Below are 26,754 nucleotides of genomic sequence, written 5' to 3'. Positions count from 1 at the left end.
TAGAGTTTACCAACATTGCTACTCGGATTTCAGACAGAAATAAAAATCAACTCTTATCAACAACTTCTTCTTGCCAAACATGCGGGAGTAGCACGTCATGCTTGGAATTGGGGATTAGGACTGACCAAAGCAATACTCAATCATAACAAACTCAATCCACAACAGAAAATAAAGTTTCCCACCTCAATTGATTTACACAAATGGTTAGTTGCACTCGTCAAATCAGAATATGACTGGTACTATGAAGTCTCCAAATGTGCGCCTCAATTCGCCTTAAGAAATTTAAGGCAAGCTTGGGAAAAATGTTTTAGTAAAAAAGCAGGTGTTCCCAAGTTTAAAAAGAAGGGACGTGATGATTCCTTCACTCTAGATGGAACAATTAAAGTCATTGGTGATACTCAAATACAAGTACCAGTAATTGGAGTCTTAAAAACTTATGAATCTCTACCATCAGGGTTAAAACCCAAAACAGTAACTATTAGTCGAAAAGCAGATAGATGGTTTATTTCTTTCAAAATAGAAACAGATAGAAAACCGACTCCCAAGCGCTTTGATGTTGTGGGAGTTGATTTAGGTATTTTAAACCTGGCAGTTCTTTCGACAGGAGAAGTCTTTTGTGGAGCCAAAAAAACACGTCAATTACAAAAAAAGCTTGAGCGATTACAATGGCGCAATCGTCACAAACAACTCAAGTCTAAAAATTGGTCTGATACCAATATAAAAATAGCTCGACTACACAACCAAATCGCAAATATTCGTACTGACTACTTACATAAGTTAACAACCTACTTAGCCAAGAACCACGGCAAGATCGTGATTGAAAACTTAAATGTCAGTGGGATGTTGTCAAACCAGAAATTGTCAAAGGCAATTAGCGATGGTGGTTTTTATGAATTCAAACGCCAACTGGAATACAAATGTCAACTTTACGGTTCAAAACTGATTATAGCTGACCGCTGGTTTCCAAGTTCTAAGACTTGTTATTGTTGCGGTGAGAAAAAAGAATCTTTATCTCTTAAAGAACGTGTTTTTGAATGCTCAAAATGCGGGTGGATTGGAGATAGAGATTTGAATGCAGCTTTAAATTTAGAGAAAATAGGGAGAGCTACTCCCGAATTTACGCCTGTAGACAAGAAGATGCCGACATCCTTGGCTGAAGCAGGAAATAAAGCCTCTCAAGCTGAATAGATAGATTTGAGTAGGTTTTATGTAGCGGCTACGAGGTAGTAGATTTACTCAAGGAAATTGCCCAAAATCACGGTTCATCACCCGCTCAGGTAGCCATTGCTTGGATTCTCACCAAGTCATTCATTTCTTCAGTGATTATTGGTGCTAACAAAATGACGCATCTGGAAGACAACCTTGGAGCAGCTGAACTTAAGTTATCTTGCCATGAGCTGGAGAAACTAGATACTCTAACTGCTCCACAACCACTTTATCCGGGATGGATGCAAGCAATGGGGTGGGATGCAAAAGTGAAAGCAGCATTAGAGCAGTAGCTGTCGCAACCTGCTGTCAAAGAACACTCCAACCGACTTACAGGGGTTTTCTGTAAGGTGGGCATTGCTTACGAATATCTCAAATGTCAATCACATAGGCTTTTCTGGGCAATGCCCCGAAGTTCCCTACGGCGGGAAACCCGCCTGCAGGACTTCTCTCCACCCTACGATTTGTGGTCTAATTATAAGAATAAGCCCTGTAACACTGGTCATTTTGTCCGGTAAGAGGGGATACGCAGCGAGAGTGCAACTAATGGTAAAGTGCGCCAATGATCAGGGCAACGATGATCGGAATAAGAATGGGGATAGCAACTATGAGTCCCCATTTGCCAAACTTAATCTCTTCCCCTTCAGATTTTAAGAGTGCAATCCAGCCACCAACTCCCATCAATATCCAAAGACACCCAAAGGCAATGAAGATCACAAACACTGAGTCATTCATTTTCTTTATTGCTCACTCGTTTTGTTAGACTGACGGACTATACAAATACATCTACCTATGAATTGATCATAACTCGTTAATGTATACGGCTTTTAGGAAGCTATTGGTTTAACTTTAGGCTCGTAAATGTAGTAAGCACGACGAGTGGTTAAAACCCTTGCCATGAGCGAAGACAGCGGTAGATTTTAAACTTAGGCATTGACAGAAGTTTGCTGCATGTGAGTTTAGCCCTACCTGATTTGCTGAAGACCAGTTGAGCGAGTGAAAGCTTTCCTTGTTTAGCTTCCATCAAATTCTCAGGTTTGACTAGGCAAGATAGTCCTTTTTAGCAGTAACTTAAAATCTGATCCAGCCGTTTCGATGCTATCCACATCTTGTCTCTTCCGTCAATAGTCCTATTTACGTTTCATTTCGCCCACGTACTTATATTGCCCTAACCTGGGTGCAAAGTCGTAGCAATACTCTGCACCTGAAAACTAATGTTTATCTAAGGTATTTTCATTGCTTTATAGTTAAGCTGGCTCTATGATTAATAAAAAAAAATTATATAAATTTTTTCTTGTAATTTTTAAAGTTTATCAATATAGTTTTTTAAAGAAGCATAGAAAACTTACTATAAAAATCAAAAAACCATAGAGTAGCACAGGAGGAGCCGAATGATAGCACTTGTTGAACAAGGTCAACGCAGATTAACGATGCAGTCTATTGAAATGATTCGTGGTACTACAGCAATCCGCTGCTTGGATTGGGATCGCGATCGCTTCGATATTGAATTCGGACTCCAAAATGGCACAACTTACAACTCTTTTTTAATACAGAGTGAAAAAACAGCTTTAATTGATACTTCCCATGAAAAGTTTCGCCAACTGTACTTAGATACAGTGTTGGGACTGATTGACCCACAAAAGCTGGATTACTTGATTGTTAGCCATACTGAACCAGACCACAGTGGATTGGTCAAAGATATACTGGCGCTAGCTCCTCAGGTAACTGTTGTTGGTTCTAAGGTGGCAATTCAGTTTCTAGAAAATTGGGTACACGCTCCATTTAAGCAACAGATTGTGAAAAATGGCGATCGCCTAGATTTAGGTAACGGACACGTCCTGGAATTTGTGATTGCGCCTAATCTGCACTGGCCTGACACAATATTCACTTATGATACCAAAACGCAAATTTTATACACTTGTGATGCGTTTGGTATGCACTATTGTGACGACCATACTTTTGATGAAGATTTAGACCTGATCGAAGAAGATTACCAGTACTATTACGACTGCTTGATGAGACCAAATGCTCGCTCAGTGCTGTCTGCTCTCAAGCGGATGAGTGAGTTGCCAGAAATTGCAACCATTGCCACAGGTCACGGTCCTCTACTCCATCACAATGTTACCGAACTGGTAGGTCGCTATCGTCAGTGGAGCCAAGAGCAAGCAAAGGCAGAAACAACAGTTGCCGTCTTTTATGTCTCAGATTACGGATATAGCGATCGTCTTTCTCAAGCGATCGCCCACGGTATCACGAAAACGGGTGTGGCAGTGGAAATGATGGATTTGAAGTCAGCTGATCCTCAAGATGTCAGAGAATTGGTAAGCATTGCCAGTGGATTGGTAATCGGCACTCCACCAACGACAGGACCTATCGCTGCTTCTGCTCAAACTGCCATCAGCACTGTTCTAGCTGCTGCCAAAGCCAAGCAGTCCATTGGTGTATTTGAATCCGGAGGTAGGGATAGTGAATCAGTTTATTTACTGTTCAATCAGTTCCGGGACTTAGGGCTAAATCCTGCCTTCTCACCAATTGTCGTTAAGGAAACACCAACTGATGCCACATACCATTTGTGTGAAGAAGCTGGCACAGACATGGGGCAGTTGTTATCGCGCGATCGCAATATCAAGCAAATCAAAGCCATAAATTCTGAGCTAGAAAAAGCTTTGGGACGCTTAAGTTCAGGACTTTACATCCTCACAACTCAAAAAGGCAGTTTCAGCAGTGCTATGTTGGCTTCCTGGGTAGCGCAAGCTAGCTTTAAGCCTTTGGGCATAACAGTTTTGGTAGCTAAAGACCGTGCCATTGAATCTTTGTTGCATCCAGGTGACCACTTCGTTCTTAATGTTTTGGAAGAAGGCAATTATCAGAGACTGATGAAACACTTCCTCCAGCGCTTTGCTCCTGGTGCTGATCGTTTTGAAGGAGTCAAAACTTACTCAGCAAACAATGATTGTCCGATTTTGGCAGACGCCCTTGCTTATTTGGAGTGCGAAGTCAAAAGCCGTATGGAGTGCGGCGACCACTGGAATATTTACAGCACTGTCTCTATAGGTCGTGTCTCTAAACCTGATGCTCTGACTGCGGTTCACCATCGCAAAGTCGGCAATCACTATTAAGTCACTAGACCCAAATAAACACAACGACGGAAAAACTCATGCAGAAACTGCAAGCTAGTCGCTTTGACAAAATCAGCCTCACTGCTTTCATGGTGAGCAAAGCCCGACAGTTTACAGATATTCCCTATGCCAAGGAGTTGGCACAATTGGTATCGCAGAGGTTGGTAGAGCTATCACCAGAAAACCAGAACAAAAGCGTTTTGCTTACCGCACGCGTGGAAGCTCGTTATAAGGCCATTAACCAAGTTATGGCTCAATATCAAATAGCGCAAGTTCTGGAACTGGCATCCGGTTTGCTACCGCGTGGTCTTTTCATATCAAGTGATCCTAACATCACTTTTATTGAAACTGACTTGCCTGCTATGATTCGTTGTAAACAACAACTAGTTCAGCAACTTGTTGGGGAACGTCCTAATCTACACTTTCTGGAAGTTGATGCGACTAGCCGCCCCAGTCAGTTTTTGCAAAGTTCTAAGCAACTGAACGCAGGACAGCCAATCATGATTTTGTGTGAGGGGTTGTTGACACATCTCAATTTGGCGGAAAAACAACAAGTGTGTGCCAATGTCCGCGAGATGCTTTCCTCTTATGGTGGCGTCTGGATTACTCCTGACTTCATTGACACAGCTAGTCTTTCACAATCAGTACAAAATGATCCAGATTTACAAAAGCTCTTACAAACAGGTACTAACCTGACAGGTAGGTCTTTAGTAGATAACAATTTTGAAACGCCAGAAGCGGCGCGGCAGTTCGCTTATGAACAAGGCTTCCGTGTGGCAGAACATACTATGTTGAACGTGATGGAGCAGTTAAGCTGCTTGGAAATCTTGGGCATTGACGCAGAAGTCGTCAGAAAAATGCTTGCAGCTCAATCTGTCTTTGCACTTACTCTTGATGTCGCTTGATTTTCAACAGGATGCCAGTAAGAAACATTGCTGGCAGTAACTACATTAACTGCACGCTAGCACTCCAGTGACTAACAAATAACAAAATTACCCAACCTAATAAATCTATGGCAGACATAAAACTACGCGATGTTCAGGTTGCCTCAATTGGTGCTGACACGACTGTACTGCGATCGCGCACTTGGGATAGACTCAAATTTGAAGTCGAATACTCGCTCCAAAAAGGAACGACTGCCAACTCCTACTTAATTCAAGCTGAGAAAACCGCGATTTTGGACCCTCCGGGAGAGTCGTTTACAGAGATTTATCTGCGTGAACTACAGCAGGACGTTGATTTAAGCCATCTTGATTATGTCATTTTGGGTCATGTCAACCCAAATCGTTGCGTGACATTGAAGGCGTTGCTGGAGTTAGCTCCTCAAATTACCTTTATCTGCTCGAAAGCTGGTGCAGTCGCTTTACGTACGGCGTTTCCAGACCGAGAGCTAAAAATAAGTGTTGCGAGGGGAGAAGAAGTTCTGGATTTGGGTCAAGGTCACAAGCTACAATTTATTGCTGTCCCCACGCCACGTTGGCCTGACGAGCTTTATACTTATGACCCTGAAACTCGCATTTTGTTTACTGATAAACTATTTGGTACTCATATTTGTGGGGATGAAGTTTTTGATGAAGGTTGGAAACGCCTAGATGAAGACAGACGGCACTATTATGATTGCCTTCATGCTGGTCAGTTTCGGCAGGTAGAAATAGCACTTGACAAATTTGCTCCTTTATCAGTCAAGTTCTATGCTCCTGGTCACGGTCCTCTTGTACGCTTCAGCAAAAGCCGACTCACCCATGACTATCGACAGTGGAGTCAGCAGCAGAAGGATAAAGACTTGACAGTGGCAATGATTTATGCGTCTGCGTATGGGAACACAGCGACTTTGGCACAAGCGATCGCCAAGGGCATTACCAAGTCGGGTGTAGCTGTAGAGTTAATTAACTGTGAGTTCACAGATCCAACTGAAATTCAGGCAGTTGTCGAAAAATGCGATGGATTTATCATCGGTTCTCCGACATTGGGGGGACATATGCCTACCCAAGTGCAAACAGCCTTAGGTATTGTGCTTTCAACTGCTACTAAAAGCAAGTTAGCAGGTGTTTTTGGTTCTTATGGCTGGAGTGGGGAAGCAGTTGATGAAATTGAAAGCAAATTACAACATGCAGGCTATCACTTTGGCTTTGACACGATGCGGGTTAAGTTCAAACCCACTGATGCCATCCTACAACAGTGTAAAGAAGCGGGAACTGACTTTGCTCAAGCTTTGAAAAAGGCGAAGAAAATTCGCACTCCCCGACAAAGCGTAAGTGATTCCCAAATTGACAGAACAGAACAAGCCGTGGGGCGAATTATTGGATCTCTGTGTGTGGTTTCTGCTAAACGCGGAGAGATCAGCAGCGCTATGCTCGCCTCTTGGGTGACTCAAGCAAGCTTCAATCCCCCTGGTTTAACGGTTGCAGTTGCCAAAGACAGAGCGATTGAATCTTTAATGCATACGGGAGATAATTTTGTCTTAAATATCTTGAAAGAAGGCATGAACTTGAGGCGGCACTTCCTTCAACCCTTTGCACCTGGACAAGATCGCTTTGCTGGCTTGGCAACTCAAACAGCCCAAAATGGCTGTTCCATCCTCAACGATGCTCTCACTTATTTAGAATGCACTGTCCATAGCCGGATGGACTGCGGTGATCACTGGGTTGTTTATGCCATAGTCAACAGTGGTCAAATATTACAGTCTATGGGGATGACTGCAATACATCAGCGCAAATCGGGCAGCCAGTACTAAGCAATTCATAAGGTACGGTATTCAAAAAGAAGAAACTCACTGCTGGCAGGCATCTTGCCTGTTGACTATGTGCACTTCTTTTGGCGTGAGCGCTAAATTTTTCAACAATACTTTTCATAATCCAGTAGGAGCTTAAATGCAAGAGTCCCTTGAGAAGCCATCCACAAATCGATACGCATGGTTGAATCGGAATAGCCTTGTGCGATGTCTTGAAGCTGTCCAAGACTTACTTGTGATTTCTTTATGTATTGGTCTGTTCAGCTTCATGACAATCCAATTGCGAGCCATGTTCTATTCGCTGCTACCTCCCCTGAATTTTCAAGTTGTCACCTCAGATATTCTATTTTTGTTGATTTTAGTTGAGTTATTTCGACTGCTGATTATTTACTTACAAGAGCAACGAATATCTATTGGCGTAGCAGTAGAAGTATCCATCGTATCCGTTCTGCGAGAAGTGATTGTGCGGGGAGTGCTGGAAGCACACTGGAGCCAGATTTTAGCTTCTTGTGCCTTCTTGCTTGTTATGGCGGTATTACTAGTCGTTCGAGTTTGGTTACCACCAACCTTCAGCGGCATTGACCCTGAACGTCGTCTCTCTATGAGAAATAAATTACTTACGGCAGATCAATTATCTGAATCTATTCATCCTATGGACTCTCCAGTTACAGCTTCTATTTTGGCAGAAGACAATAATCGGGTTAGAGGTGAATACTGAAATGAAAAATCCGTGACAGTCAGACATTATTCGCGATTGCCTTCTCCAGGTGCCCCTTGGGGCAATCGCCTCCCAGATCCAGCTTCGTCCATCCCAAGATCGCAGTCGCAGCGCACCTCCGTCTACTAGTTTTATTTTTTACATTTTTTCTGTGACACTACTAAGTGCGGAATATGGGCTACTCCTTTCGCGCCCGAAGATTACGGTAAGGTGTGCACCCGGTGCAGGGGAGAAGAAACTACATCGGTAATCTTACACCACCGAAGGGAGTAAAACATAAGGTGAGCTTGAATGCACATAGCCATTTTTCTGTCAATGCGTAAGTCCTAGAGACTTTCCGCATGATTCGTGATAACAGTTTGGGATTTGCAGAAGCTTTGGAGAAAGCAGCCCAATTGGAATTTGGAAAAGTTGACTCACCGTTGTGTGCAACTAATGGATTGCTGTCCGTCTAAACTAACTCAAAAAGGTGACATGCTCCCGATGCGTTTACCCTAGTGAACTGATACCCTAGAAAATATCTGCCGGGTCTGCGGAGCGGAGTTTGTTCATAGCCAACAACCCAGAAGTCATACACATTAAGATTGTTGATATTAAGATAATTAATATGTTGTTTAAGCTCATAATTATTGGTAATTTAGTAGCTTTCATGGCTAAATCATATATACCTAAAGAAATAGCAAATCCTGGTAAATAACCCAAAGCCGCCAAGATAAAAGCCTGTTGAAATACCACATTTAATAGATAATTATCTTCATAACCTATAGCTTTTAAAGTAGCATAGGCAGTCATTTGAGTGGAGATATTACTATAAAGAATTTGATAGACAATGACCACACCAATCACAAAACCCATTGTGAGCATGAGGTTAAATATAAACCCAATGGGCGTTCTGGTCGCCCAATATTTTTTCTCAAAATTTATAAACTCTTGTTTGGTAAAGATTAGAATATCATTAGCTAAGTTGGTTCGGAGATTTTCCAAAATTTTTTGAGGTTCTACGCCAGGAGCGAGAGTTATCGCACCCACATCTATCATTTCTGAAGGCCGCTTGTTTAGAGATATTCTGAGGAAAGTTGAGTCGCTGACAATTAAATTGCCATCTACTCCAAAAGAAGGACCCAAACTGAATAAGCCACCTACTCTAACTCTATAGCCACTGACTGCATCCAAGGTAAATATTTCAACGACTAGCTCAGTATTTGCTGACTCAAATCTTTCAGCAACTGGTCCGAACTCTGGTCGAGAATTCCGGTCAAATAGTACCACATCAGGAATTTTTATTTTCTCTACATTTTGCTCAAGTTCTGGTAAATTGATAGCCTCCTTTCCCGGTTCAATACCTATAACATATATTGAGTATTTTTCACCGTTAATGGGATTTTTGAATTTGGCAAATCCCAAATATATAGGTCTGACTGACTCTACACCATTAAACCCTAAAGCTTGGTATAAACGAGTCCGAGAAAAGCTTTGATTTGCAGTCAAAGATTTATATTGAGAACTGATTAAAAATAAATCTCCTTGGAGACTGTGATGTATCTGAGTAGCACTTGAGTAGAGAGCATCTTGTAAACCAATTTGCACAAACATTAGACTCACAATAAAAGCAATGCCTGCCACAGCGACGAAAAAACGAACTCTTTGGTGGACTAACTGTAGCCATGCCAAGGGAATCTTGGAAGTCATAGTTTCATATCTGGAAATATAGTTTTGTAAGTTACGTTAAGTTATTTAACAATGCCTTCGACGGTAGTTATATTTGAATGGCTACATCTACCTGTAAGTTGGTTAAACCTGCGACCCGTTGACTGTCCACTGGATTATCGATGCGGATTTTTACCGAAATCACTCTACGGTCTGTGTCTACTCCTGGATTAAGATTTAAAATACTCTGTTTGCTAACTTGCAAACCAATCTCGCTTACTGTTCCCGACAATTTTCCAGTAAATGCAGTACTGGTCATGGTGGCTTTTTGACCGAGGCGCACTTTCTCTATATCAGTTTGATAAACTTCTGCAACCACATACATTTGAGATGTTTTGCCTATCTCAATAATCCCTGAATTACCAATCGCTTCTCCTGTTTTGGTATGAACTTTCAAAACTTTTCCATTCATAGGAGATATGACGTAAGTTAAATCCCGTTCTGCTTTTGCTTGTGTAACTGCAGTTATGGTACTCTTAAGTTGAGCTTCTGCCACCAGGACATCTACATGACGCACCTCACTAATGCTTGCTAGTCTGGCTTTTGCCTCCTTTATCTCGTCGTCAAGCGTGTTCACAGTCTTGTTTAGGTTTGCCTTAGCTTCTGTGAGCTGCTGTCGCACCGTCAGAAGTTGTAAACGCTTGCTATCTGCAATAGAAGCTGAAATGGCACCGAGTGAGTATAACTGCTGATACCGATTGTTCTCGGTTTGGGCATTGTCTAACTCAGCCTGCAAGCGGGCGATTGTTGCTTGTTGAGTGGTCACTTCTCCTTTTAATTGAGTTTCTAAACGGGCGAGTGTTGCTTTTTGAGCCGAAATGTCTCCAGATTTTGCTCCGGCTTTGACCTGCGCTAGTTGAGCTTGAGCAACTTTCACTTTGTCTTGTGCTTGTTCGAGTGCTGCTGTGGCTCTGGCATAATCTTGGAGCAACGCTACTATTTGCCCGAAGCGAACTGTGTCTCCTTCTTTCACCAACAGTTTTTCTACTCGAGTACCCGAGAGTGAACTGGGGGCTGATAAGTGAGTGATTTCGCCTTGAGGCTCTAGGCGTCCCAAGGCTGTAATTGCAACTCTGACAGGAGCCGACTTATGGGATTTTGATGGGTAAGTCTGAATGTTAGACCGAAATCGTGAAAAAATGTATACAGATGCTACCCCTATGACTAATGCAATAGAAGCTACCGAAATGATTCGCCATCGACCTGACGGTTTTTCAAGTAATTGGCTTTTCTTGTCTTCTGCCATATTTTCGTCCCAACGTTTGCCTCGACCTGTTAATCTCTCGGTACTTTCGCTTGGTAGCACTGGCTTAACCATTAACAAGGTATCTGTTTAACTGCCCTTGTTGTAGAGCTTGGGACTGGCTTGAATCAAATTGCTGATTGACATCCCAAGGTACGAACTTTAACACTTGGAGATAACGGCTACTCTTGCTAAAGGAGTGGTCTGCGGCAGTCCGTATTACTACGGCTTGTTACGGTCTATGCCGTTTTGGCAACTACCCAGTACAGGCTTCCTTGTAGATACAGCTTGCTCAATGCTAATTCCTAAAATCTGTTTTGTTCGTAATGGATACTTTTGGATATAATCAAACACTATAGACATTTGGAAAAATGGTAGACACTCAATTAAGCGATCGCTATGCGCGTCCATCTAGAACAGAGGTCGTTGATTGGTTTAATACTGAGTGACTAAATACCATCAATTTTTTTTGGTGCAAGATGTGAACCTCCCAAGGGCACGGCGATTACGTGGAGCGCAGACTTCTCGCAGCATATCGCTCCCATAAAATATGAAAGAAAAACAATTCATTGTAAACCTTGATATATAAGGGTTTGAAAATGTGTTTCTTAGAAGTTTACCTATCACACTATTCTCCAGATTTTAATCTGATTGAACATGGTCATAAATCAAGGTTTTTTTACGCCAGTTTTCTGTCACCACAACAAAAATGGTTGATACGTTTGATTGCCACCGCACTCGATTCAGTCAATCCCAAACATCTGCGAAACTGCTTTGCGCTCTTACTTCTACTGTACTTGATAAACCTACAATCCACTGTCAAATAAAAATCGTTTTTCATGAAAGACCAAGTTACTAGCCTTTTTGATTTAAAAGTTCTAACACCCGCATATATTCGTACCCTAGATAACAATAATTATGAACAAGCTATTCACAAGATTTTTTGTAATGCCAAGGTTGAAACTTTAGAGAACGGCATGAGAATCTTAGAGGGTGGTGGAGAAAACAAAATTTTGGTAATTCCCGGATTTCAGTCAAATCTTCTCACGTATGCTTCTCTTTTGGCGAACATCTTTACTCTATTACCTCCTCAATGGGGATATTTAATCTTTGACCTGCCTGGTGTCGGTCTCAATCAGCATAGCGATGTAACACAAGCCGCACAGACAGACCAGATTTTATTAACTACAATTCAAATACTATTACGCAAACAAAAAGTTAATGCTATTGTACCAGTATCTTTATCGAGTCCTTTGGTTTTTAGATATTTAACAGATTTATATAGTATTGTTCCATCCTTGAAGATAATATTTCTTGTCCCATATCTTCTACCCAGTCCCACCACAGAAAGTGCAATGATTTTATTCTTCAATTTTTTTTTGTGGGTTTATGAGCGTCTAAATATTAGAGCTTATCGAGCATATAATACCATTCCTTTAATAGATAAAATTTGGAAGAGTGTTATTGCTCCTAATTCAAAAGCATCATGTACTTTTCCTCTGCAAAGTCTTTCTATACGTTTAAGTAATACTCCGTGGACACCTTATCATTATATTACTCTAATTTCTCAAATGCCGCTAATCAAAGAATTTCCGAGACACATTAAAAGTGCTTTTATCTTGGGAAAGTATGATAATGTAGCTCAACCAGATAAGATCGAAACATGGATTCGTAGCACATCTCAAAATTCCCCCATTTATTGGTTAGAAAGTAACCATTCAATCTTTACAGAGTTACCAGATAAAGCTGCAATGACTATAGTCGAAACCATAGCAACATTAAATAATTTATGAAAATGAATCATTTAATATCGCACTTAAAGGGCTATGATGAAGACCGTGAGTTTGGGGTGTTTTATTGGCTCAATGAATCGTAATTGCTCATAGCAAAAAGCAGGGCTTGTAGTTCGTGCGACATCAATTTGCACATTCATATTTCTATTGTGCAACGCCATTTTTTTAACTCTTATTCTTCGCACGTTCTGAGTGTGTATTTAAGAATGGTTGTTCGCAGTAGAAAAAGAAGAGGTATGCTGCAAGCAAAATTAGTGGCGTGCCTATAACAAGAAGTAAGATAAACTCCAAAACTTCTCCTAGATGTAATGGATGCAAACCATACTGCCAGATAATTTGTAATAGAGGTGCATGAACAAGATAGAGGCTGTAGGAAAATGTACCTATAAACACAAGCGGTCTGGAACTAAGAAAATCACGAAGTTTGTTCTCTCCAGGATGCGAGGCTGCAATGAGCAAAGACAATGCAGCGAAAGCACAAAGAGTATCTAAAAAGGCTAATCGTTCAAACGCCAGATCGAATCCCCACAGATAGCAAAAAAAGATAATCATCAAAACTGAACTAGCTATGGCGAAGTGGCAGGGAAAATGCTGACGCACTAAGTACCAAAACTTCTCTTGAGAGAAAACAATAGTAGCTGCAAGCATGCCTAACACGAAATAGAAACACATACCTATGAATTGTGGGGGTATGAATTTGACATGGTTGATTTCCAGCAAAATAATAGTGGTGTAAATCAATAAACCTGTTCCAAGTGTGGTCCTAATGCCCCCAAAGCGCTGCCAACTCAGTACAAGCAGGGGGAAGTAAAGGTATAGGTGTGATTCAAGGGCAATTGACCAAAAGACATAGTTGATTTGGGTTGTTGTCACAATGTCTTGCATCATGGCTAAATGCGCCATAAATCCGACAAATGTGACAGGCAGGCTTATATCCCAATGTGTTCCTGTCTTCAGATTAATAAAAAGCCATATGGAGATGAGTGAGAACAATAGAGCAAAGTAGTAAGGAGGCAGAATACGCTTTGCCCGCCTTTTGAAGAAATTCAGTGTCCCACCGTCCAAAACTCCACTGCTGTGAACAACGGGTAGCATCAGACAAAAGCCTGATAGTACAATGAACACAACTACCGCAAAATGACCGTAAAAAAGCCAGCTAGTAAAAATCAACGTCAATCCAGTAGGTCGATGACCATATTCATAGGGTGGAACAACAGCCGGCCATAGCTGGAACCATACATGACTAAATAAGACAAACAACGCTGCGAGAGCACGCAAGCCGTCCAGAAAGTCAATATGTTTTACCATACGCTCAGTAGAAGCCACAGTTCCTCCTGTATTTATACTTCAATGACTTCATGCACGTTTTCTTATCTCGACTTTATGCATTTAGGCGGCATAGACCAAGGTATCGGTCAAACGTTTTAACAAAGTACGAGGAATTTTCACCCGAAGCGGTTGATAGCTAGCAAGAACAATGGAAACAATTCTTACCCATACCCAGCAATTAGTGTACACACTAGTATCTTTGATGCCATCTGCATACCAAAGAGAAAATCTCAAAGCTCTGTTGGGATTATTCTTAGAAGTCACTCTAGCTGGTTGCGGCTATGAATACCGCTATAAGTCCGGGGAGTGTTAACCTAATCTCTCAATTAAATGCTCTCCTACACGCAAAGCATTTGCCATAATTGTTAGCGATGGATTCAAAGCAGCACTGGAAGGGAAAAAGCTACTGTCAACAACGTAAAGGTTATCAACATCATGCGTGCGGCAATTAATATCAAGCACGGAAGTTTTAGGGTCTTCACCGAAACGGCAAGTTCCACACTGATGTGTAACTTCTTTCATAGGCAACTTTGTAGTAAAATACAAAGAAAAACTATTTTGATGGCGTTGTTCAATAGATTTCAAAACTTGATTCCATCGCTTTATTAAACGATTAAATACTTCTTCATTGTTGTTTGTATAGTCAAGAAAGATTTTATCTCCCTGGAGTCGCACACGATTATTTGGGTCTGGCAAGTCTTCAGTTATGAGCATCCAAGCAACAGAATGATTTGCCACTATTTCAGCTAAGATGCTAGGCAGAAAAGGTGGTCCATTAGCTGTAACTTTATCTTTGTTAAGATTGCCTATTAATTGGATACTTCCCATTGGGTAAGGAAAATCTTTCTCTCCCCAATAAAAATCATTGAGAGCAAGTGTCTTTTGATAAACTGTAGGATTCTGTTTTGCCGTCACAGCTATGACCACTGCAAACTTATGTGCCATGTAATTGCGTCCTACAAGATAAGAACTATTAGCTAATCCATTCGGGTGCTGGTCATTGGCTGATTTCAATAACAATACTGCTGAGTTGACTGCGCCACAAGCCACAACAACAATATCCCCAGAAAATATATAACGCTGACCTGCAATTTCTGCTTCAACTCCAGTCACTTCACGACCAGATGCACTCGTATACAAACGCAAAACTTTTGCATTGGTCATTAAAGTTAAATTAGGATAGACAAGTGCTGGACGTAAACCGTTAATATCAGCGTCGGCTTTGGCATTGAGAAAACACGGGAAGCTATCACAAGTATCACAACGAATACAAGAACTTAAAAAACGATTGGTTTCATTGAGCTTGATGCCAAGTGGTAAATAAAATGGATGAAGGCTTTTATCTTTTAAGGCATCATGAATTTGCTGAATGAGCGGTTCGTGATTGATTTGTGGAAAGGGATAGTCTTCAGTGCTTTGTGGTTCTGTAGGATCTAGACCTCGTAGACCATGTACTTCGTAGAGTTTCTCAGCTTGAGTGTAGTAAGGAGCAAAGTCCCGATACTTCAATGGCCATTCAGGAGAAATACCATCCTTATGAATGATTTTTTCAAAGTCCTGCTCACGAAATCTGAACAAAGCAGCACCATAGAATTTGGTGTTACCACCAACATAATAGTGTGTGACTGGACGCAACGGTTTGCCATCTTTTTTATACCAAACCTCAGAGTTCAGATAGCGTTCTTTTTTGTGGACTTCTGTAGAATCCCAATTAGCTTTTTCCTTGGGTAAAAAAGTTCCTCGTTCTAAAACTAAAATTTTCTTTCCACTAGATGCTAGTCGGTTAGCTAATGTTCCACCACCAGCACCCGTGCCAATAATAATAACATCATAATGACCATCAACCATATTTGTTTTGTTTTTTCGGGCATAAATTAGGTAAAAAATTAGTACTTCTTGGGTCAGAATTCAGAATTTATAAGGAGTCTATTACTATTGGTATATTCACTTTATCAAATGTTATCCTGATTCTTTAACTATTTTGACTCCTGAATTATGGCTTCTGAATTCTTACTAAATTAGTTTTGTGTAGAATTTTCGTCACGCATTTGATTTTCTAAACAGGTTCGATTTAAATTGGTCAAACCAATCCAGCGATCAATTGAATCTCTAAAGTTGGGAAAAAGTTGTAGATTGGAAAATAATAGCCTTGTTAAAACTCCATCAAGCATGACTTCTCCCTGATTTTTCTTAATAGCTTTGATAACCGCATTTGCCACATCAATTGGTCTAGAAACATGTGCTAAACTTGGTGGTCTTAAACCAAAATCAAGAGACATTCCTGCTGAAACATATCCAGGACAAACGACAGAAACCCCTACATTAGTACCAGCTAATTCCTGCCGTATTGCATTTGACCACATAATCATACCTGCTTTACTTGCCGAGTAAATACTGTTGTAAGGCTCTCCCATTTTACCAGAAGTAGATGCAATATTTACGATGTGCCCACTATTGCGGTTTATCAGACTTGGTAGTATCAAACGAGATAATTCCATTGGTGCAAGTAGATTAGTCTTTAATATCGATTGAATATCCTCTAATGTGTAATTTTGAAAAGGTTGAAATTTTCCTATTGCAGCATTGTTAATCAAGATATCAATTGGACTTACAAGCTCATGAATTTGCTGCACAAGAACTGGTAATTCTTCCAAGTTGCTAATATCAAATGGAATACTTATGCATGTATTACCTATCATTTCGAGTTCAGAACATATTTTTTCTAAACTTTCCTTGGAACGAGAAACTCCAACGATAGTTGCCTGTTCTTTCGCCAGAGTACGAGCCATAAATACTCCAATACCACCAGATGCACCAGTCAAGACTACTGTCTTACCTGCTATGGTTTTCATAATTACCCGCCTGTATATTACATATACTCACATCTTGCACTAAGAAAAATTGATGTAATTTAATGACTCAGTATTAAAGTACAACCTTTGATTTAGCGATAAAAACCAATAAAAATCAGGTAGCGATTTCGCGCATCTTTTTATATCGCCTGGGTTTTTACGCAGAGGTGCAAGATATAAGTTTAACATCTTCCCCTCCGTTTTTGTTCCTGGAGGGCATCCACTTGCAACTTGGGTTACTACACTTACCCGCAATTTGCTATAGCTTGCTCAATAATATCAGCAGCACGCCTAACTCCACCAGCACGACAAATAGCTGCCTGTAACCTAACTGCATTTTGCTTGTACGAGTTCTGCGTCAACACCCGTTGGATAGTAGATCGCAGCCTGGAAACATTCAAGCCAGATGGGAGCAAAAATTCTCCACTACCAGTCCAAGCTATTCTTGCTGCTATACCTGGTTGATCCTTACCCAGGGGAATCCCCACCATAGGTACACCGTTACTCAAGGATTCTATAACAGTATTTGCTCCAGCATGAGTAATCGTTAGCCTAGCTTTTTTGAGTAATTCCAACTGTGGTGCATATTTAACAATTAAAGGTTCTCCAGGTAACTTTGGTAATACTTCTGGTTCAAGATTACCACCCAAAGAGATTACTAATTGAGCATCTAAACTCTCACATGCTTGGGCAATACAGCGAAAAATCTTCTCTACTTGATTTACTAAAGTTCCCATAGAAGCATAAATTAAAGGTTTTTCAGTCAGCTTTTCAAAAGGGAAATCAACAGCAGGCTCTGTTGTCAAGTCACGGAACGATCCAGTGAAATGGAACCAAGGTGGTAAATTTTGTCTGGGAAACTCTAACTCCATTGGTAGTTGATAGATGATAGCCAATTTGGAGTCAAGTTCATTGATACTAGAAAGTGGGGTCAACTTCCACTGTTTGCGATACTCGGATATAACTCTTCGGATTGGTTGGTTTATTTGCTCTATTAAATAATAAAAAGCTCGATTTCGCAGACGTGCCCACCATGCTGGATTGTAATTCCAAGCTGTGAAACACGGAGGAACACTGTCATCTGGATTTAGTATTAAGGCACAGCAGGCAGTTACAAAAGGGATGCCTAAGTATTCTGCCACTGTTCCTCCACCAAAGATAACTTGATTTATTATCAATGCATCTATACCAGCTTCACTGATTGCTGTTGGAGCATTTTGAAGAAATAAAGTCGTTAGCTCTTGCAGCATCCTGATGGTACTTTGTAGTGCAGCAATTCTGTTTAGTTCCGCAGATTGAACATTTGATTGCATCATCACTTCTGAAAAACGCTTAGATTCTGCAAGTGCCTTGAATTCCAACCCTGCTGATACAGCCATAGGTTGAGTATCTAAAGTTCCTAAAAGAGTCACACGATGACCACGTCGCTGTAGTTCACGTCCTATAGAAAACAACCCATTAAGATGACTAAATATAGGTGGACAAATGATGCCAAAATGAATCATATTATCTCCTTCAAATAATGAAATTATCAAAAGCACCCAGCAACCTGTAACTTTTCACTTGTATTAATTCCCTGAGTTCAACTAATGCGCCACTGTCCTAAATCCGCCGCCTCAAGGTCTACAACTTCTGTGAAAGCGATCGCTTTCCGAATCAAGTGTGCCAGACAGTGTTGGCGTTTCTGATAACTGCTCACAGTCATCGTCAATAAATTTTATAGTAGAGGCAGGCTCTCTTGGCTCAAACATAGTCCAGCAAAGAGTTTGCGGCACTTTACTTTATTATTGTCTCATGAGAGTAATTGGACTTTATTATTCTTTCATGAGAGTAATCGAAGAGCGCTAAATACGCACGCGCAAGTGTCCAATGCTGTAGCCGCTAGCAGCCCCGAAGAGCATGACTTCCTGTCCAGATCCCCAAGTTAACAACCCTTGCTCCATAGCTTTGTGTAAAGCTAAAGGAATTGCAGTGCTAGCTGTATTTCCAAAATATTCGACTGTAAGCATTGACTTAGATGGAGGAATTTCCAAAGCCTGACGGACTTCTTCAATAAAACCTTTAGAAATTTGGTGTCCCACCACTAAAGCCAAATGTTTGTAAAAGGGATCTTCTTGAAATTCTTGCTGACGGTAGGAGTTATATTCCTGGAAATAAGGAATGGTGTACTTGCGTATCAATTTACCTAACTCAGGTAAATCCAGATAAAATCGATAACAAAACGTTCCTTCAGGACTATGACGCCAATCTGTGTCTTCGGGAATGTGACATAAATGCCAGTATTCACCCATACTCATGAGGTTGAACTCCAGGAATCCCAACTTCCCATCTGATGGCTCAACAACGATAGCAACCCCAGCGTCCCCCAAAGTTAACCCGCCAAGCTTGGTGCGGAGTTCCTCCTTACTGGCAATTTTACGATTAACGGTATAACTCCCAACTTCACCACTGACAATCAAAATTCGGTGTGCGGCACCAGTGGCAATTAGGCTATTGGCAATATTCAGAGCTTGCAAAACACTATTACAAGCATTCTTAACATCAAAAGCGTTAATTCTTGAAATTCCCATCTTCGCTTGCACGATGTTGGCGGTAGCGGGTTCTATGATATCCGTATCCGTAGCTGCAAATATGAGGGTATCAATATCATTGACGCTTAAGTTAGCTGTCGAGAGAGCTCGCCAAGCCGCTTCTATTGCTAATTCAGATGGGGATGTGCCTTCTTTGACATAGTGCCGAGTTTTGATACCAGTGAGTCGTTCTATTAGTTTGGGTAAATTGTTTTTGAGCACGCTAGGTGCATCAATCATCGCAGCTAGTTCTTCATTGTCAACAATGCGTTCGGGGAGATAGACTCCCAATGACTTGATTTGAGAGACAGGGGTTTTGTAAACCTGCATTCTTTCTAGAAAAGAATAAGTGCTTAAATTCGTACTTAGGGAATGAACTAATAGCTGCATGTTTGTTCTGTGTCTAATTTTATTTACTAACTTTCTTTTATGACTTTGGATTCTGACAACACCTAACGCCTTGTTAACAACATTTTCATCCCATGTTTAGGACGTAGTGTTAAGGACGGGAGAATCTCAACGGGATGTCCTGGCACTAGCCTTAACTGGAAATTCTGGAAGATTGTGGCTATGAGAAGAACAAGTTCCATCATGCCGAAATCCTTGCCAAGACAAGTCCGCGCTCCCAGACTAAAGGGGAAATAAGCTCCCAAAGGTAGCCGTTTTGCTAAGCCATTCTCCCAGCGGCTAGGATTGAATTTTTCCGGCTCAGGAAAAAAGTCAGGGTTGCGGTGTGCAGCCCATGTGCTAGCAAAAACCAAAGTACCTTTTGACACTGGATACCCAGCAATTTCCGTATCCTCTAAAGCCATGCGCTCTAATAACCAGACTGGAGGATAGAGCCGTAAAGTTTCTAGGGCAATTGCTTCGGTATAGCGTAACTGAGGTAAGTCTGCCACAGTGGGGGTTCTTCGGCTCAGAACTGTCTGTAATTCCTCGATTAATTTTGCCTCCACTAATGGATGCTGTGAGAGGACAAAGGATATCCAAGTTAAGGCGATCGCTGTGGTTTCATGACCTGCAAGAAAGATATTGATCACCTCATCCCGCAATTGTTGTAATGTTATTTGGCTGCCTTCTTTTTGAGCGTATAGTACCAGGTCGAGGAAAGTGCCCTGGTTTTCTTCACTGGTACTGTGTTGATTAATAATGTTATAAACAATTTGATCTAACTGCTTAACTGCTCTGCGAAAGCGCAGATGACTAGGAGTGGGCAGCCAATTTGGCACCAAAAACAGAGCATTTCTGCGGTTTACCAAACGATTCGCAGTCGCATCTAGAGCAATAGTTACATTATTGGCAGCCACAGCGTCTAATTCAGTACCCAGCATAGTTTTGGCTATTATCGACATGGTTATGCTGACAAACTCCTGATAAACATCGCACTCTTGCCCATCCTGCCAATTAGCAATAACGTGGTTGGTCTCCTCAACCATCACTTCCCCATAAGAAGCAATCATCTGTTTATGGAAAGCAGGTTGAGCTAATTTGCGCTGTTGATGATAAAACTTTCCTTCACTAAGAAACAAGCCGTTACCTAGTAGTAATTTGGAGTTATTGCGAAAGATAGGACCTTTCCTCATAAACACCCTGTTTTGTTGAGAGAAAACCTCTTCAATGTAGTTTGGGTTATTAAGTAGCAATACTGGTGTCCACCATAAGCGTGAGGGAACGATATCACCGTATTCCCTAGCGTAGTTGAAGAAGCTCAGGGGATCTCGCACAACTTGCAACAGGTGATTAAAAAGCCAATGCCCTTTAGGAGGAGATGTGTCAGCTATCAGTAAATTTTCAGTAATGTTTTGGAAATTTCTAAACATTTAAGTCTCAAATTCAAGTAAAGTAAGCATTGTTCCTAAAAATAAAAATCAAACGCTTGCAAAGCGTATTCTGTCAAAACTTTAGTGGCGTGTAGCTTATGCAAGGGGGGAGTGGACTGTTACTAAAGTTTGGATATTGGGTATTAACTTGATGGGCTTTTTTAACAATCCAGTTAAATAAGAGATTGGCGAGCTTGAATTGCCTAAAAGTCTCCTGCGGATCGACAAGATGGGTTTCCCGCATCTGTTGTCCCATTTCTTTGAGGACCAAACCAATAGGCACATTGATTTCATCTTGGAGTTTGAGGAAACGGGTGAAGACAGGACCATAAGCTGAAATAAATGATCCAACCCCGCCTCGTATCTGTACCCAACCGATATAATAGATCCCTTTGTAATCTTCTATACACGAATCTCCATAACATTTGACCACTGCTCCTTCGACGCGCTGAAGTTCTGGGGGAAGGAAGGGATACGCGACAGAGTAACCAGTTGCACAAACGATTAAGTCAAATGCTTTTCGAGTGCCATCAATAAATTCAACTTCCCAACCATCCAAGCGAAGTACGGCGGGTTTGGGAATGATTCGTCCATGTTTTATGTAGTAGGGTACCTCATTGTTCAAGGTAGGATGCTTGTCGAAAACCCGATGATTGGGTTTGGGTAGACCATAATTGTCGTGCGTGCCGAACGTCAGGCGAATGATCGCGTAAGCTAAGATCTGCTGCAACCATTGGGGCATCCACCATTTCAATAGATCGGCAGCTGGGAATCCAGCAAATGACTTCGGGATAAACCACACTGATTCGCGCATGCTCAGAACGGACTTAGCTCCCACGCGAGCTGCTTCTGCTGCAATATCACAAGCTGAGTTTCCTCCACCAACAACCAGAACTTGTTTGCCACGAAGTTGATCAGGGTGCTTGTAATCTTTGGAATGGATAATCTCTGCGTTAAATTCTCCCTTAAATTTGGGAAAACGTTTGCACCAGTGATGACCGTTGCACATCAACACCCCTTTGTAGATTCGCTGTTCCCCGTTGGCAAAGGTTACTTCCCAGAAATTGTTCTCGACTGGGCGCACATAACTAACTGCATAATTAAGTTCGATATGCCGGCGCAAGTCAAAATGATTAGCAAAAGCGTTCAAATAATCCCACATGTTTTGAGCGCTGGGGAAGTCGGGGTAATTATCTGGCATTGGGAAATGGGTAAATTGAGTCGTCTTTCGTGACGAGATGATGTGTGCGCTTTCGTAAACGCCGTGATACCAATTTCCACCAATATCGTCACTAGCATCGACCTGATCGTAGGGAATATCAGCAGCCTTGAGTGCCTCAGCCATACCCAATCCGACAAAACCAGCCCCGATAATCAGATGTTTGTGAGTTGTATCGACCATAGACTTCTTGCATGAATCAACAAAAGAGGGAGAGTTCGCGCGTTGAGCAATCCAGCAATGAGATGAAATCGTAAACCAAATCCTTAATGACAAATTTCAAATACCCTACCTAAAGGATCTAAATAGCCCGATAGGGACTGATGGCAGTTGTCAATCGCAATGACTCCATTGCAACATTGCAACTGAGTAGATTTGCTACAAATCCAATGCTAAGAACATTTGTGTCCCGGTCTTGCTTGCCATAACCTAGTTCTTTAGAAAGATGGGTTTTTACCACATCGCCATCTAAGAGTTCAACCAGGCAGTTACGTGTTTTCAGCTCGCGCTCCACTCCGATGGAAATGGTCGTCTTACCAGAACCAATGAGTCCTGTGAGCCATAGAATACAACCTTTACCTTGTACGAGTCGCATCAGAACGAAGAATGTATGCTTGTATTTTGGAAGAGTTTGGTAGATGCGATGTAAGGTGCTTTTCAAAAAACCGATCTCATGCTCTAGCCTATGCACCCTAATTCTGAACTAGAACATTTTACTAAGTATTTTTACATTTATTATATAATCAATGTAACATATCAATGTATGTTTAATTACTATTTTTTTGCCTTAAATATTACAATATCTCATGAGTGTCTTGTGATTCAACTTGTTTGATGATTTATTTTTAGCAATTTTTATAAACATACGTACTTTGAGTTGAGTATATTAATGTTATTATTTTTTAGTAAAATTAATAACATAATAAAAAAAATAATAAAATCTATGCTAGAGTATCATTTTTTCTATTGCAGTAGCTCAAGGATAGCCACAGTACAGCTGTAGAACCAGAAGATAAAGTGTAAAAAATAAAACTAGTAGACAGAGGTGCGCTGCGACTGCGATCTTGGCATGGACGAAGCTGGATCTGGGAGGCGATTGCCCCAAGGGGCAGTGCCGTTCGGCGCAGCCGTGCCGCAGGCTCAGGCAATCGCGAATAACGAAGCTTGATTGTGAGAAGCTGAAAATAGAAGTTTTTGCACAACATGTTCGCAATTATGAAGCTAGGGGAAAGCATCAAGATTGAAAACATCGATCATCTTGGATTAGTCGCAGGAATAACTGGTGCCAGTCTGCTTCACCCAATGAATAACCGTATTATGAGAAACTCCAGTTCTTCTTTCAATCTCCCGAAAACCAACACCATCGCGATACAATTCCAAGCATTGCTGCTTCACTTCATCACCGTATCCTTGCAATGAGTACGCCTCAGGGAATTGCTTACCACAGTCTTTGCAAAGATAACGCTGCTTACCATGACGATGCCCATTTTTAGAAATGCGCTCTCCACCACAGTGCGGGCATTTCATTACTATCATTACTTTATTGTGCAAAACTTCATCCCCTATATGAGGCTGTAAGTATGCAATCAGCAGCACCTCGATTTGCTCAAAAATTTGCTGGCGATCAGTTTCATCGCTGCGTAGTGCCAGTAGTAGCAAAGTATTATAGGCATGGGTGCAGACTTGAGCCAGTAAATGGCAATGTTCGGGACTCAATGCTGGATTGCGCCCTCGCAGCAGTTTTGCCATAAAATTGATGGCTTCCTCGGTAAAGGTATCATCAATGTTTTGAAAGATGGTTCGGGATGTGAAGTACTGCACAAAGACCATCCGACAAGTGGGCTGCTCAAAAAGTTGCTGGAATGCTCCTCCCAAAGTTCGGATAAATCTCTCAAAAGGCAGTTGAATGATTTCTGGCTGACTCAGCTTTGCCCATACGGTGTGTACTCGCTCGACGTGACGCAATTCCAAAGCGTGGAAAATTGCCAATTTATCTGGAAAAAACTGGTAAAGCGAACCTATAGCTGTGTCAGCACGAGCGGCGATCGCATGAGTTGTCGCCGCCTCAAAACCCACTTCATCAAAGACCTCAGCTGCTGCATCTAGAATGCGTTCGATACGCTCTTGACTGCGCTTTTGCTTGGGCTGACGGCGCATGGATGCCTTTTTGTTTGAATTCACCCTTGCACCCCTTCGCTCGTCACCAATCCTCTTGACAAACATGAATTTTTACTCATAAATTATAATAAAAGCGAATAATTAGTCACATTTTCTTTTGCGAATCGCACCTGAGCCTAGTTGAGTTGCCCTAGCAGGCATTTCAACACAACTCAGATATATGCCACATCCATCGCAAGCATATTTTGCTTGCGTCAAATTTCGACCAGAAAGGCGTGGTTTGCAACTACGAACTTCTCAAATCAAAATTGACAGACTACTAGTAAATCAGGAGAGTAACACCGATGTCTATGCTTGCTGGTGCGCCCTGGCTATTAGCACACAAGTCTATGTTGGAAATCAACAAGCCAAAAAAAGTATCTCTTTACGGAACTGATTATGTACTTTGGCAAGATAAAACTGGCAAGGTGAATGCTCTACCCAATGCGTGTCCCCATATGGGAGCTATGTTGTCTGAAGGGTGGTGTCAAGAACGTGAAGATAAAACGAGTGTAGTAGTCTGTCCTTTTCATGCCCTTGAGTTTGATGGTGAAGGCTGCACGATTTTGCCAGGTTCCAAGAAGAAAACTTTACCGCAACTAGAGCCGCTAGAACTAATTATTCAAGATGATTTTATTTGGTCATATGGCGGCTTTGAACCCAAAATACCGATTTCCAATATTCTTAATGAAATTGCCTCGCAATACGAGTTTATCGGTCATACAGCTGATACTAGCGTGGAGACTGATTTGCTGAGTATGCTGCTCGTTATGCACGACTACAATCACCAAAACGGCACCCATCGACCTTTATTTAGGATTGAGGAAGTGCGTTTTGAGACATTTATTGATAATGGCTATCACTCCCATGCATTTTACAGTATGCCAACAGCAGCTAGTTTGTCTGAAAAACTGAAAAATCCAAGTTTGCTGCTGCTACCAAAAGTTCTTAAAGCTCATTTGGAAAATCACTTTCCATCTTTAGTTATACTTCATGCGGAAAACGGGCTGGGTAAAATTGCTCAAATTCATTTGTTTGTCCCAGAGTCTAAAACTCGGACACGAACCTACATACTGATGTATGGGTTAGTTAAAAACCCTGCATTTAAGGTTTTTGGGCAGACATTTCTCAACTTAGCCAAAGTTGTAGTTGAGCAAGATAGTGATATCCTAGGCAAGATTTATCCGAATACGCCCCAAAAAATTAAGCTCAACAACGAAATTGGTATGGATTGGGTTAGGCGCAATTTTGAAACCTGGCCTGAAATTGTAAAACCGAACCTCAGTTTACAGAAGTCACTGAAGGTGTAAAACTGATTTGGGTTGATTATTGTAGCACATAGAGAGCCATTTTAGGAAGTCACTTTAAGAAACTTCATTAATAAATGGTGCGATCGCCCCAACAAACTCAGCAGTTGATTCATACGGTAAAACATTCCGACCAGGCATTTTAATTCCACGTCCTTGAGGTAAACAGGCGAGATAATCAGCTAAGCGTTCATCTGGTGTTTCTTGTTTACCTTCTTGGCTAATACTTGATGCTGTTTCCCCCACAACTACCAAAGTAGGTTGTTTGATAGAAGCAATAGCTTGACTATAATCTTTGCGCCAAAAACCAGCCAAGAAAGAAAACACTGCATGACGACTTTCGGGATTTTCTGCACCTTGTTCCAAGGTCTTTAACCATTCAGCATCAACAGCTTCGGCTGAGTCAAACAATTGACGTGTTGAGAAATCACGCAAAAACTTTTCTCTTCGAGCATATCGATAAAAAGCATTACCCAAAGGCGAATCCAACAGATTCCAAATGAGTTTATCTTGCCATTGGGACGTTTCTTTTGTAATGATTGCCCAAGCTGGAGGACCAGCTAATATAAGCCCAGCGATTAAATTTTGTTCTTTTTTAACTAATTCTATTGCAACCGGAAATAAAGCACCTTGTACTACCAAAATGACAGGTTTCTGGACGACGGTTTGTAAAAAGTGTTGCAACTGTTGCGCCCAATCTTTGGGAGTGTAAGCCACATGAGGCATATCGCTTTCACCGCATCCCAACAAATCGGGGTTGTAAATTGAATTGCGGTGACCTTGTTGATACCATTCGCGGCAAAACCTCTGCCAAAATTGGCGCGATAACCCAACGCCAATGGGGTGAATTAAAAGCAGGGGAATACCCTCGGGGGCTGAATGGGTTGGGTTATGAACTTCGTAGGCGCAGCGATAATTTTTCCAGGTGTAAAACTGGGTTGGAGATGTTGCTTTATCTTGAGTAATCATATGTTTAAGAGTAA

General features: G+C 41.4%; 22 protein-coding genes and 1 pseudogene. 8 read left to right on the top strand and 15 right to left on the bottom strand.

Annotated features, from left to right (window positions below; translation table 11 throughout):
• Positions 1–15: 15 nt before the first annotated feature.
• Both ACM0OZ_RS11290 and ACM0OZ_RS11285 read left to right on the top strand, forming a co-directional pair.
• Positions 16–1,188 carry an RNA-guided endonuclease InsQ/TnpB family protein gene (locus ACM0OZ_RS11290; RefSeq protein WP_414582928.1) on the top strand — a complete coding sequence of 391 codons (1,173 nt, stop codon included), beginning with the start codon at positions 16–18 and terminating at the stop codon, positions 1,186–1,188.
• A gap of 41 nt (positions 1,189–1,229) precedes the next feature.
• A pseudogene (locus tag ACM0OZ_RS11285) lies at positions 1,230–1,499 on the top strand (aldo/keto reductase); the annotation flags it as partial.
• Between the two features lie 250 nt (positions 1,500–1,749).
• Here the strand turns inward: ACM0OZ_RS11285 and ACM0OZ_RS11280 are convergent.
• Positions 1,750–1,941, bottom strand: coding sequence for a hypothetical protein (locus tag ACM0OZ_RS11280; protein WP_414582927.1), 192 nt, complete (start codon positions 1,939–1,941; stop codon positions 1,750–1,752).
• 656 nt (positions 1,942–2,597) lie between these two features.
• Between ACM0OZ_RS11280 and ACM0OZ_RS11275 the strand changes: the two genes are divergently transcribed.
• The 4 genes from ACM0OZ_RS11275 (at position 2,598) to ACM0OZ_RS11260 (ending at position 7,774) form a co-directional block, all read left to right on the top strand.
• Positions 2,598–4,325 (top strand): diflavin flavoprotein, encoded by a 1,728-nt coding sequence (locus ACM0OZ_RS11275; protein ID WP_414582926.1) that lies wholly within the window; start codon positions 2,598–2,600, stop codon positions 4,323–4,325.
• Between the two features lie 38 nt (positions 4,326–4,363).
• Positions 4,364–5,230, top strand: a complete 867-nt coding sequence (locus tag ACM0OZ_RS11270) for a class I SAM-dependent methyltransferase (RefSeq protein ID WP_414582925.1) — start codon at positions 4,364–4,366, stop codon at positions 5,228–5,230.
• 107 nt (positions 5,231–5,337) lie between these two features.
• Positions 5,338–7,059: a diflavin flavoprotein gene (locus ACM0OZ_RS11265; RefSeq protein WP_414582924.1), complete on the top strand. Its 1,722-nt coding sequence runs from the start codon at positions 5,338–5,340 to the stop codon at positions 7,057–7,059.
• 136 nt (positions 7,060–7,195) lie between these two features.
• Positions 7,196–7,774: a phosphate-starvation-inducible PsiE family protein gene (locus ACM0OZ_RS11260; RefSeq protein WP_414582923.1), complete on the top strand. Its 579-nt coding sequence runs from the start codon at positions 7,196–7,198 to the stop codon at positions 7,772–7,774.
• A 510-nt stretch (positions 7,775–8,284) separates the two neighbouring features.
• Here ACM0OZ_RS11260 and devC read toward each other — a convergent pair.
• Both devC and ACM0OZ_RS11250 read right to left on the bottom strand, forming a co-directional pair.
• Entirely contained in the window at positions 8,285–9,463 is a 1,179-nt protein-coding gene (gene devC / locus ACM0OZ_RS11255; RefSeq protein WP_414582922.1) for an ABC transporter permease DevC, read from the bottom strand.
• A 67-nt stretch (positions 9,464–9,530) separates the two neighbouring features.
• Positions 9,531–10,727: an ABC exporter membrane fusion protein gene (locus ACM0OZ_RS11250; protein ID WP_414582942.1), complete on the bottom strand. Its 1,197-nt coding sequence runs from the start codon at positions 10,725–10,727 to the stop codon at positions 9,531–9,533.
• A gap of 836 nt (positions 10,728–11,563) precedes the next feature.
• On the opposite strand from ACM0OZ_RS11250, the gene ACM0OZ_RS11245 reads away from it, so the two are divergent.
• Positions 11,564–12,517 carry a hypothetical protein gene (locus ACM0OZ_RS11245; protein ID WP_414582921.1) on the top strand — a complete coding sequence of 318 codons (954 nt, stop codon included), beginning with the start codon at positions 11,564–11,566 and terminating at the stop codon, positions 12,515–12,517.
• 165 nt (positions 12,518–12,682) lie between these two features.
• On the opposite strand, the gene ACM0OZ_RS11240 is transcribed toward ACM0OZ_RS11245, so the two are convergent.
• From ACM0OZ_RS11240 to ACM0OZ_RS11190, 11 genes are all read right to left on the bottom strand, one after another.
• A complete protein-coding gene (locus tag ACM0OZ_RS11240; protein ID WP_414582920.1) occupies positions 12,683–13,843 on the bottom strand; it encodes an acyltransferase family protein in 1,161 nt (386 codons plus the stop codon).
• 63 nt (positions 13,844–13,906) lie between these two features.
• Positions 13,907–14,110 carry a hypothetical protein gene (locus ACM0OZ_RS11235; protein ID WP_414582919.1) on the bottom strand — a complete coding sequence of 68 codons (204 nt, stop codon included), beginning with the start codon at positions 14,108–14,110 and terminating at the stop codon, positions 13,907–13,909.
• Positions 14,111–14,155: 45 nt separating this feature from the next.
• On the bottom strand, positions 14,156–15,694 hold the full coding sequence (locus tag ACM0OZ_RS11230) for a GMC oxidoreductase (RefSeq protein WP_414582918.1): 1,539 nt from the start codon (positions 15,692–15,694) through the stop codon (positions 14,156–14,158).
• Positions 15,695–15,864: 170 nt separating this feature from the next.
• Complete coding sequence (locus ACM0OZ_RS11225; protein ID WP_414582917.1) at positions 15,865–16,698, bottom strand: SDR family NAD(P)-dependent oxidoreductase; 834 nt, start codon at positions 16,696–16,698, stop codon at positions 15,865–15,867.
• Between the two features lie 245 nt (positions 16,699–16,943).
• Positions 16,944–18,203 (bottom strand): glycosyltransferase, encoded by a 1,260-nt coding sequence (locus ACM0OZ_RS11220; protein ID WP_414582916.1) that lies wholly within the window; start codon positions 18,201–18,203, stop codon positions 16,944–16,946.
• Between the two features lie 77 nt (positions 18,204–18,280).
• Positions 18,281–18,403 carry a hypothetical protein gene (locus tag ACM0OZ_RS11215; RefSeq protein ID WP_414582915.1) on the bottom strand — a complete coding sequence of 41 codons (123 nt, stop codon included), beginning with the start codon at positions 18,401–18,403 and terminating at the stop codon, positions 18,281–18,283.
• 139 nt (positions 18,404–18,542) lie between these two features.
• On the bottom strand, positions 18,543–19,658 hold the full coding sequence (locus ACM0OZ_RS11210; RefSeq protein ID WP_414582914.1) for a 3-oxoacyl-ACP synthase III family protein: 1,116 nt from the start codon (positions 19,656–19,658) through the stop codon (positions 18,543–18,545).
• Between the two features lie 62 nt (positions 19,659–19,720).
• Positions 19,721–21,088, bottom strand: coding sequence for a cytochrome P450 (locus tag ACM0OZ_RS11205; protein ID WP_414582913.1), 1,368 nt, complete (start codon positions 21,086–21,088; stop codon positions 19,721–19,723).
• Positions 21,089–21,161: 73 nt separating this feature from the next.
• Entirely contained in the window at positions 21,162–22,490 is a 1,329-nt protein-coding gene (locus ACM0OZ_RS11200) for a flavin-containing monooxygenase (RefSeq protein ID WP_414582912.1), read from the bottom strand.
• Positions 22,491–22,608: 118 nt separating this feature from the next.
• A complete protein-coding gene (locus ACM0OZ_RS11195) occupies positions 22,609–22,968 on the bottom strand; it encodes an adenylyl-sulfate kinase (RefSeq protein WP_414582911.1) in 360 nt (119 codons plus the stop codon).
• Between the two features lie 602 nt (positions 22,969–23,570).
• Complete coding sequence (locus ACM0OZ_RS11190; RefSeq protein ID WP_414582910.1) at positions 23,571–24,488, bottom strand: TetR family transcriptional regulator; 918 nt, start codon at positions 24,486–24,488, stop codon at positions 23,571–23,573.
• Between the two features lie 287 nt (positions 24,489–24,775).
• Between ACM0OZ_RS11190 and ACM0OZ_RS11185 the strand changes: the two genes are divergently transcribed.
• Positions 24,776–25,774 (top strand): Rieske 2Fe-2S domain-containing protein, encoded by a 999-nt coding sequence (locus ACM0OZ_RS11185; protein WP_414582941.1) that lies wholly within the window; start codon positions 24,776–24,778, stop codon positions 25,772–25,774.
• A 54-nt stretch (positions 25,775–25,828) separates the two neighbouring features.
• Here the strand turns inward: ACM0OZ_RS11185 and ACM0OZ_RS11180 are convergent, their stop codons facing one another.
• Positions 25,829–26,740, bottom strand: a complete 912-nt coding sequence (locus ACM0OZ_RS11180; protein WP_414582909.1) for an alpha/beta fold hydrolase — start codon at positions 26,738–26,740, stop codon at positions 25,829–25,831.
• Positions 26,741–26,754 lie beyond the last annotated feature (14 nt).

Source organism: Scytonema sp. PCC 10023 (assembly GCF_963920835.1).
Lineage (GTDB): Bacteria > Cyanobacteriota > Cyanobacteriia > Cyanobacteriales > Nostocaceae > Kalymmatonema.
This window is presented reverse-complemented; position numbering and strand designations above follow the sequence as displayed.

Coding starts and splice junctions, on each gene's coding strand:
- ACM0OZ_RS11205 (WP_414582913.1), bottom strand. CDS start 21,088: ATGTTTAGAAATTTCCAAAACATTACTGAAAATTTACTGATAGCTGAC.
- ACM0OZ_RS11280 (WP_414582927.1), bottom strand. CDS start 1,941: ATGAATGACTCAGTGTTTGTGATCTTCATTGCCTTTGGGTGTCTTTGG.
- ACM0OZ_RS11275 (WP_414582926.1), top strand. CDS start 2,598: ATGATAGCACTTGTTGAACAAGGTCAACGCAGATTAACGATGCAGTCT.
- devC (WP_414582922.1), bottom strand. CDS start 9,463: ATGACTTCCAAGATTCCCTTGGCATGGCTACAGTTAGTCCACCAAAGA.
- ACM0OZ_RS11220 (WP_414582916.1), bottom strand. CDS start 18,203: ATGATTCATTTTGGCATCATTTGTCCACCTATATTTAGTCATCTTAAT.
- ACM0OZ_RS11265 (WP_414582924.1), top strand. CDS start 5,338: ATGGCAGACATAAAACTACGCGATGTTCAGGTTGCCTCAATTGGTGCT.
- ACM0OZ_RS11260 (WP_414582923.1), top strand. CDS start 7,196: ATGCAAGAGTCCCTTGAGAAGCCATCCACAAATCGATACGCATGGTTG.
- ACM0OZ_RS11180 (WP_414582909.1), bottom strand. CDS start 26,740: ATGATTACTCAAGATAAAGCAACATCTCCAACCCAGTTTTACACCTGG.
- ACM0OZ_RS11215 (WP_414582915.1), bottom strand. CDS start 18,403: ATGACTGTGAGCAGTTATCAGAAACGCCAACACTGTCTGGCACACTTG.
- ACM0OZ_RS11250 (WP_414582942.1), bottom strand. CDS start 10,727: ATGGCAGAAGACAAGAAAAGCCAATTACTTGAAAAACCGTCAGGTCGA.
- ACM0OZ_RS11185 (WP_414582941.1), top strand. CDS start 24,776: ATGCTTGCTGGTGCGCCCTGGCTATTAGCACACAAGTCTATGTTGGAA.
- ACM0OZ_RS11200 (WP_414582912.1), bottom strand. CDS start 22,490: ATGGTCGATACAACTCACAAACATCTGATTATCGGGGCTGGTTTTGTC.
- ACM0OZ_RS11210 (WP_414582914.1), bottom strand. CDS start 19,658: ATGCAGCTATTAGTTCATTCCCTAAGTACGAATTTAAGCACTTATTCT.
- ACM0OZ_RS11270 (WP_414582925.1), top strand. CDS start 4,364: ATGCAGAAACTGCAAGCTAGTCGCTTTGACAAAATCAGCCTCACTGCT.
- ACM0OZ_RS11245 (WP_414582921.1), top strand. CDS start 11,564: ATGAAAGACCAAGTTACTAGCCTTTTTGATTTAAAAGTTCTAACACCC.
- ACM0OZ_RS11230 (WP_414582918.1), bottom strand. CDS start 15,694: ATGGTTGATGGTCATTATGATGTTATTATTATTGGCACGGGTGCTGGT.
- ACM0OZ_RS11225 (WP_414582917.1), bottom strand. CDS start 16,698: ATGAAAACCATAGCAGGTAAGACAGTAGTCTTGACTGGTGCATCTGGT.